A 6,868-nucleotide genomic window follows, 5' to 3' on the forward strand; every position below is an offset into this window, starting at 1 on the left:
TATCATTAAATAGAGCTTGTTGCGAATGAAGGCTCTTTTTCTTTTACCACAAATTGCTACACTCTTTGTAATATAAGCATTCTAGACCATTTTGTCCCCCCGCAAGGTCTTCGATACTCCAAATAACATTCCTAATACTTGAAATGTTGGCATCTGTCTGAGATAAAATAGGCATAAACATACTTGTTCTTCGGTTGATAATAATTCTTTGCGACCACCACCAGCCGCATTAATTCTTATTTTTCGGCTTTGGAGTTTTGTTTTAATTTCTTGGTGACGCTTTATCGCGCAATTTAACAGTGATTGTAACTGTTCGTAACTAATCCCTAAAATTTGTTTTGTCCGGTGGGGATATTTCTGGATATAATCAAAAACCATAACTAATATCGAAAAATGGTAGACACTCAATTTAACGTTTTACCATTTTTTTTTCCTAAGTTAATATTTCGGACAAGTCTACTGCTAATTTGTTGACGGTAGTGCAGACTTGCCGCCGTCAAGGTCGATCTGTGATTGATTTTTTTTCACAGGCTCTAATTGCTGATTCTGATAATTCTCTGTCTCGCCCTTCTTTACTTCCTCAATATTAGACCTGAATCCTTACAATATTTCTTTGCTGTTCCCTGTTCCCTGTTCCCTATTTTCAAGGCAGTTCTAGTGATCGCGGGCTTGAAATGCGGCGATCGCAGTATGCAAGGTAAGAAAAATGTGTTCAGAGCCAATCTTTTGCAAAAGCTGCGATCGCTTTAGTTGTTTGTAGAGATCCTGTTTTACACGTGTCATGGCAAAGGTGATACCTCTGGCGGCTAGTTCGCTGTGGAATTCTGTTAATGCGTCTATGGCAGTAATATCAACTTCAGCAATTGCTTCTGTGTTTAGCACAAACCACTCTACTGGAGTTGTTTGAGCCTCAATTGCCTCCAATGCTCGTCGTTTGAAGTTTTCCACATTGGCAAAGCAAAGAGGAGCGTCATACCGATAAATCACCAAACCTGGGATAGTTTTGGCTCCCTCCCAATCTTCAATATCGTGTAATCCAGCCAAACCCGGCACTTCTCCCAAAACTGCATCGTGTGGTCGTGCTACCCTGGCAAATAAATCAATCACAGATAAACCCACTGCAATCCCAACACCAAGCAAAATATCTGTGAGTAGAACTCCAACTGTTGTGGTCAGAGCCAAGAATAACTCACTGCGTCGAAATCGTGTCAATCTGAGAAATTCCGGGATGTCAATCAGTCTGGTAGCTGCATAGATCACAATCGACCCCAACGCTGCTTTCGGAAACTCTGCTAGCAAGGGACGCAGGAATAACAACACCAAGATGACTACAACTAGAGCAACTAAAGAGAACACCTGGCTTTTGCTTCCTAATGAGTCTGCGATCGCAGTGCGGCTACCGCTACTACTAATTGGAAAACCCTGCATCAATCCGTTTGCCAGGTTTGAGCTGCCTAAAGCCAACAGTTCTTGGTTAGCATCAATTTTGTAGTGATTGCGGCTTGCAAATGCTCTTGCTGTCAATACATTATCTGAATAGCCAATGATGGCAATTCCAATGGCTGAAGTTGCAAGTGGTAGCAACTCCGCCATCGATACCTTAGGTAAAGTCAAATGCGGTAAGCCAGCTGGAATCTCTCCGACTACAGCCACTCCTTGGCGATCAAGATGGAATAACGCTACGCCAGCTGTTGCCAGCAACACCGCTAACAGAGGACTAGGCGCAGTCGGAAATAGACGCTGAATGATGAATAAAAAAGCTAAGACCACAACTGCCAGAATCATGGTTGGCTGGTGAATTTGATCCAGCTTCCTGAAGAATTCACTCACTTCTCCAAAAACAGTATTTGCCTCAATTTTAATGCCGCCAATTTTACCTAATTGCCCCGTAATCATAATTACAGCGACTCCTGCCATATAACCAATCAGAATCGGTTTGGACAGCAAGTCTGCTAGAAAACCCAGGCGGGCAATATAGCCAATTATACATATAATGCCGATCATTAAAGCCAGCAGAGAAGCGAGACTGGCATAATTACCATCATGAGATGCAACCAAAGGAGCGATCACTGTCGCTGTCATTACCGCCGTCGTCGATTCTGGCCCTACCGAGATTTGAGGTGAAGATCCCACCAAAGCATAAATAATCATTGGCGGGAGAATTGCCCACAACCCCACTACAGGTTGCACCCCTGCCAACTCCCCGTAAGCCATGCACTGCGGGATCAAGTAGGCTGCTACCGTTATACCTGCTAGCACATCCCCTCGCAACCATGCTCGTTGGTAAGACAGCAAACTTTTCAACCCTGGTATGCGTAGCAAAGCTACTTGATACTTTTCCAACATGGCGATCGCAGATAGGATTTGGATTTAGTTGAAGAAGATATTAATTATTTTAATAATCATCATTTGTATTACTTGTGTATTGCTTGTGTATTTTTACATTTTGATAGAGTAGTCAACTATTGATTGTAAAAAAATATGTTCTTGAATAGCTACTGAGTATGAAGTACAAATTTAGTCTTGGTACATCACAAAATCCTCACATTTTATCTGTAACCTTGAGTAAGAGCAGCCGATTAACAACTAGGAAAAAATCACCTTATATGTATATTAATTGAGTAAATTTTTATTAATTATTCTTTAATTCTTGATTTAACCTATTAGATTAAAAAGAATTTAGTTATGACAGATATAAATCATCATCACTCAACTAAAGGTCAACATCAGAGACATTATAATCATTCCCAAAAACACATTCATCGTACCGAACCCGCCAAAATTCAAGTAGAAGATGATCGCACGGGTATGAGTGTGGAAACTTTGAAGCGGGCAATTCTGGATAACTTGTTTTATATCCAAGGCAAAGATCAGTTTTTTGCTATACCTTACGACTACTATATGGCATTGGCGTATACAGTACGCGATCGCCTAATTTATCGCTGGTTAAAAACTCAACAGACCTATTTTGAAAAAGATGCAAAATTTGCTTTCTATTTGTCAGTTGAATATCTCAAAGGTCGTCACCTGCGGAAAAATTTGGTAAACGTGGGATTGTGGGATGTAGCTAATCAAGCGTTACAAGAATTAGGGCTAAATCTCTACGATTTGATGGAACAAGAACAAGAACCAGGGCTAGGAAACGGTGGCTTAGGGCGTTTAGCAGCTTGTTTTCTCGACTCCTTAGCGACTTTAGAAATTCCTGCCATTTGTTACGGTATTCGCTATAAATTTGGGACTTTTGACCAAGTAATCCAGAATGGTTGGCAAGTAGAACGGCCTGACAAATGGTTGCGTTTTGGTAATCCTTGGGAAATTCCCCGATCAGAGTATGTTGTGGAAGTCAAGCTGGGTGGACACACCGAAGCTTATTTGGATCAAAACGGACACTACCGAGTCCGGTGGATTAGCGATCGCACTGTCTTAGGCACACCTTTCGATACTCTTGTACCTGGATACAACACTAACACAGTCAATACACTGCGGTTGTGGACTGCCAGAGCCAGCGAAGAACTTAACTTTGAGGTTTTTAATACTGGCGATTACACTCGTGCGGTTGCAGATAAAACCTTCTCAGAAAATATTTCTAAGCTTTTATATCCCAATGACAATACTCCTCAAGGCAAAGAATTGCGATTAGAGCAACAATACTTTTTTGTTTCCTGTTCTTTACAAGATATCATCCGCCTTTATATGATCCGCCTGCATAGAAGTAGAGGTGGTTCCTATGAAGAAGCATTATTAAGGATAGAAATTTCTCAAGAGCATTTTGAGAACTTTGATCAACAAGTCAGCATTCAGATGAATGATACCCATCCATCTCTAATTATTGCTGAGTTAATGCGTTTACTAGTTGATGAGTACCAGTTAGATTGGGAAAGAGCATGGGAAATTACACAAAACTGTTGTGCTTATACGAACCACACTCTATTACCAGAGGCATTAGAGCAATGGCCGATTAGCTTATTCGGTCGCCTTTTACCCAGACATCTAGAGATTATTTACGAAATCAACCGTCGTTTTCTCAATCAGGTGTGGCTGCAATTCCCTGGTGATTTAAATCGTGTGGCACAACTCTCACTAATTCGAGAAGGGTCTGAAAAACAAATCAGAATGGCAAATTTAGCTTGTGTCGGCAGTCATACCATTAACGGAGTGTCACAATTGCATACCAAATTATTAAAGCAAAGTTTGCTCCATGATTTTTATGAACTATATCCAGAAAAATTCACTAATATCACTAATGGAGTTAGCCCACGACGCTGGCTCTTATTAAGTAACCCAAAACTGGCACTGTTAATTACCGAAAGAATTGGCAAGAAATGGATTACTAAGTTAGACGAATTGAAGCGGTTAGAAGCTTTTTTAGAAGATGCAGAATTTTGTCAGGCTTGGCAACAGATAAAACACGAGAACAAGCATGACTTAGCAGAATACATTTTGCAATGCAACGGTATTGATGTAAATGCCAATTCTCTATTTGATGTTCAAGTCAAGCGTATCCATGAATACAAACGCCAAATCTTGAATTTGCTGCACATCATCACCCTATACAATCGGTTCAAACAAAATCCATCTCTGGAAGTATTACCCAGGACTTTTATCTTCGCCGGTAAAGCAGCACCAGGTTATTTTATTGCCAAGCTAGTTATCAAACTCATTCATGCAATAGCCAACGTAGTCAATCATGACCCAGATGTGAATTCTCGCTTGAAAATAGTCTTTTTGAGAAACTATTGCGTATCCTTAGCACAACGTATCTGTGCGGCGGCGGAACTTTCAGAGCAAATTTCCACTGCTGGCAAGGAAGCATCTGGCACAGGTAATATGAAATTGGCAATGAATGGTGCAATTACCATCGGTACACTCGATGGAGCAAACATTGAAATTCGCCAAGAAGTAGGAAACGAAAATTTCTTCCTGTTTGGGTTGACTGCTGAGGAAGTATTTAGTTTAAAATCACAAAATTACAATCCTTGGAATTACTACAACAGCAATCTAGAACTCAGACAGGTTATAGATATGATTGCTTCTGGTTATTTTTCCCCAGATAGAACTGATTTGTTTAGACCAATAGTGGAATCTTTACTAATCAGAGATGAGTATATGGTTCTGGCTGATTATCAATCTTATCTTGACTCTCAAGAGCGAGTCAGCCATGTTTATCTTGAGCAAGAGCATTGGACGAGAATGTCAATTTTGAATACAGCTCGAATTGGCAAATTTTCTTCAGATCGGACGATTCTTGAATATTGCCAGAAAATTTGGAATGTCAAACCTCTGAGGGTAGAATCTTGACCCCATTTTACTCGGTTTGTGAAGGTATTGTTTAGTTGTAGCCGTATTTTTTCACAAACCAGGTTTTTACTAACTATGTCAATACACAATAACTAGATAGAATCAACGCTAACCAGAGAAAATAGCTGGCGGGTAAAGGCACAAATCCTAAACCTGATGCAATTGGAGAGAAAGGAATATAAATACCAATCGCCATAATTGTCAGAGTCACTAGTAGCATAGGTAACGCTGCTGTACTTTGAATTAGGGGAATTTTCGCAGTCCGGATAATGTGGACAATGAGGGTTTGGGTTAATAAGCGCTCTTCCATCACTCTAGGCAGAGGAAAATAAGAAATCCTCAGATTGGTAGGGGATTGGAAGAGCACCTCGCATTCGATTCATCAATTCAATTAGTGTGAGAAATCCAATCGATAAATGCAAAACTGGAAAGACCCGAAGCCAAGGTTTTAGTAAATTAAAGAATATAAAAGGTTGAATGACTAAGCATAAATTGTTGAGTAGATTCTTCCACCCATGACCAAAGTCCCACCATTGATGTTGGCTAAATCTTGCCACAACTGGATCTAGGGTTTTGTTTACTCCATGTTCGGGATGATTGTTCAAAACTTGAGAATGAAGGCTGACCATGAGATAAGCACTCATAACTATTTCCCACCATTTTTGTATTTGGGAATAGTCAGTTACTCGATTCATCTCAATACGGTTCGGTTAAGCCAAAAACCAGATAAACTGGGGGTTATCACCCCAGTGTACTGACATTGAATGCAACTCAAAGAATTCTCACTGATCTCGCCTGCGATTGAATCAGGTACGGTACTCAAAGCATTAGAAACAGCTATAAGAGCAGAGGCAATTGAAAAAGCCATTGCAGACACACGGAGTAATGAAGAACGAAAGCGGGCTTTACCGTCGCATCTGGTGATCTGTCTGGTGATAGGTATGGGAGATCCATAAAAATAAATCCCCAGCCTTGGTGGTTGATCGTGGGCGTAGTCGGTTATTCGTTTTAATAAGGCTGGGGATTTATTTACTGGTAAGTGCCTATGAGCTTGTGGTCAAAAGCATCAATGAGAGCAGTCCTAAAAAATTTAGTGGATGGCTTAAGTGAAGCGTGGGTGAGAGTGGGAAAATATTGGCGAATACCCTGTAAATCCTCAATAACAGAAGCACGACAGCGAGTAGGAGCAGGGGTGATGAGCCGTCTATTTCATTTAACAGTCAAACCGCTAGCCACAATTGAGAGCAAGGGTGCTTTTTTAGGGGAAGCCTATCGGTATCATGCAATGGCAACGAGATAATTTTTATTTATATGGATTAGTAGAACCGTTAACGGGTGAGTATTTCATCTGGGAATTTTCTCATTTAAATGCAGCTTGTTTTCAGGTTTTCTTAGAAAAATTCTCTGCCACTTATGCCCAAGATATCCATATTATTCAGTTAGATAATGGAGCTTTTCATTTTACTGGAGTTTAGACTAAATCGGTCATGTTCAAGAAAAAAAGGGAGTCTGATTGAATACAGCCCCCCTTAGTAGCAGAAACTGAGAGAAGTACTACCAACTCTCACCT

Annotated in this window: 7 protein-coding genes and 1 pseudogene; 4 read left to right on the forward strand and 4 right to left on the reverse strand. The window is 40.5% G+C overall.

The features are described 5' to 3' along the window. Positions 1-81: 81 nt before the first annotated feature. Together H6H03_RS38640 and H6H03_RS38645 are read right to left on the reverse strand one after the other, a co-directional pair. The gene (locus tag H6H03_RS38640) at positions 82-378 is read right to left on the reverse strand and encodes a helix-turn-helix domain-containing protein (protein ID WP_199339238.1); all 297 of its coding nucleotides are present in this window, start codon (positions 376-378) and stop codon (positions 82-84) included. Between the two features lie 276 nt (positions 379-654). Continuing rightward, the gene (locus tag H6H03_RS38645) at positions 655-2,346 is read right to left on the reverse strand and encodes a solute carrier family 26 protein (protein ID WP_190960272.1); all 1,692 of its coding nucleotides are present in this window, start codon (positions 2,344-2,346) and stop codon (positions 655-657) included. 339 nt (positions 2,347-2,685) lie between these two features. On the opposite strand from H6H03_RS38645, the gene H6H03_RS38650 reads away from it, so the two are divergent. Continuing rightward, on the forward strand, positions 2,686-5,298 hold the full coding sequence (locus H6H03_RS38650; protein ID WP_190960273.1) for a glycogen/starch/alpha-glucan phosphorylase: 2,613 nt from the start codon (positions 2,686-2,688) through the stop codon (positions 5,296-5,298). Between the two features lie 73 nt (positions 5,299-5,371). Here H6H03_RS38650 and H6H03_RS38655 read toward each other — a convergent pair whose 3' ends face one another. Together H6H03_RS38655 and H6H03_RS38660 are read right to left on the reverse strand one after the other, a co-directional pair. After that, complete coding sequence (locus H6H03_RS38655) at positions 5,372-5,608, reverse strand: hypothetical protein (protein WP_242058217.1); 237 nt, start codon at positions 5,606-5,608, stop codon at positions 5,372-5,374. Positions 5,609-5,612: 4 nt separating this feature from the next. Beyond that, entirely contained in the window at positions 5,613-5,993 is a 381-nt protein-coding gene (locus H6H03_RS38660; RefSeq protein WP_190960274.1) for a hypothetical protein, read from the reverse strand. 69 nt (positions 5,994-6,062) lie between these two features. Between H6H03_RS38660 and H6H03_RS41675 the strand changes: the two genes are divergently transcribed. From H6H03_RS41675 to H6H03_RS38675, 3 genes and pseudogenes are all read left to right on the forward strand, one after another. Further along, on the forward strand, positions 6,063-6,254 hold the full coding sequence (locus H6H03_RS41675; protein WP_190960275.1) for a transposase domain-containing protein: 192 nt from the start codon (positions 6,063-6,065) through the stop codon (positions 6,252-6,254). A gap of 83 nt (positions 6,255-6,337) precedes the next feature. Further along, a pseudogene (locus tag H6H03_RS41680) lies at positions 6,338-6,565 on the forward strand (transposase domain-containing protein); the annotation flags it as partial. 13 nt (positions 6,566-6,578) lie between these two features. Further along, a complete protein-coding gene (locus H6H03_RS38675) occupies positions 6,579-6,773 on the forward strand; it encodes a hypothetical protein (RefSeq protein WP_190960276.1) in 195 nt (64 codons plus the stop codon). The last annotated feature ends 95 nt before the right edge of the window (positions 6,774-6,868 follow it).

The organism is Nostoc paludosum FACHB-159 (assembly GCF_014698835.1).
Classification (GTDB): domain Bacteria; phylum Cyanobacteriota; class Cyanobacteriia; order Cyanobacteriales; family Nostocaceae; genus Nostoc; species Nostoc paludosum.